Annotated in this window: 1 protein-coding gene; it reads right to left on the bottom strand. The window is 64.2% G+C overall.

All coding sequences use genetic code 11. The annotated features are described in order from the left end of the window. A partial coding sequence (locus tag ASD63_RS35900) for an aminotransferase class I/II-fold pyridoxal phosphate-dependent enzyme (protein ID WP_060528740.1) occupies positions 1-1,019 on the bottom strand: 1,019 nt, incomplete at both ends.

The following is a 1,019-nucleotide window of genomic DNA, read 5'->3' as shown; positions in this document are numbered from 1 at the left end:
GCGCTGCCGACATCTGCGTGCGGATGCGCGCCTGGCCCTTCGGCACCACCGGGAAGGAGAAGCCGATGACATAGACGCCCTTCTTCAGCATGCGCGCCGCCATCTCCTGGGCGAGTGCGGCATCACCGAGCATCACCGGGATGATCGGGTGGCCCTCACCGGCCAGCGTGAAGCCGAGCTTSGACATCTCGGTGCGAAACAGSSYCGCATTGGCATAGAGCCGCTCGCGCAAGGCATCGCCGTTGTCGATCAGGTCGAASACYTTSAGCGAGGCGGCGGCAATGACCGGCGCCAGGGTGTTGGAAAACAGATAAGGGCGCGAGCGCTGCCTGAGCCAGTCGACGACTTCGGCCTTGGCCGAGGTGTAGCCGCCCGAAGCGCCGCCGAGCGCCTTGCCGAGCGTGCCGGTGATGATGTCGATCCGGCCCTCGACGCCACAATGTTCGGCGAGGTCGAAGACTTTGAGCGAGGCGGCGGCAATGACCGGCGCCAGGGTGTTGGAAAACAGATAAGGGCGCGAGCGCTGCCTGAGCCAGTCGACCACTTCGGCCTTGGCCGAGGTGTAGCCGCCCGAAGCGCCGCCGAGCGCCTTGCCGAGCGTGCCGGTGATGATGTCGATCCGGCCCTCGACGCCACAATGTTCGGCGGAGCCACGGCCATTCTTCCCGACGAAACCGACCGCATGGCTGTCGTCGACCATGACCATGGCGCCATATTTGTCGGCGAGATCGCAGACGCCCTTAAGATTGGCGATGATGCCATCCATCGAGAAGACGCCATCGGTGGCGATCAGCTTGAAGCGGCTGCCCTCGGCCTTCTTCARCTCCTCCTCCAGCGCCGCCATGTCGTTGTTGGCGTAGCGGAAGCGCCTGGCCTTCGACAGCCGCACGCCGTCGATGATCGAGGCGTGGTTGAGCGCATCGGAGATGATCGCRTCCTCTTCGCCGAGCAGCGTYTCGAACAGGCCGCCATTGGCGTCGAAACAGGAGGAATAGAGGATCCAGGAGGAATAGAGGATC

The sequence above is a fragment of the Ensifer sp. Root558 genome (genome assembly GCF_001427045.1).
Lineage (GTDB): Bacteria > Pseudomonadota > Alphaproteobacteria > Rhizobiales > Rhizobiaceae > Ensifer > Ensifer adhaerens.
Note: the sequence above shows the minus strand (reverse complement) of the source record. Positions and strands in the feature narration are given on the sequence as shown.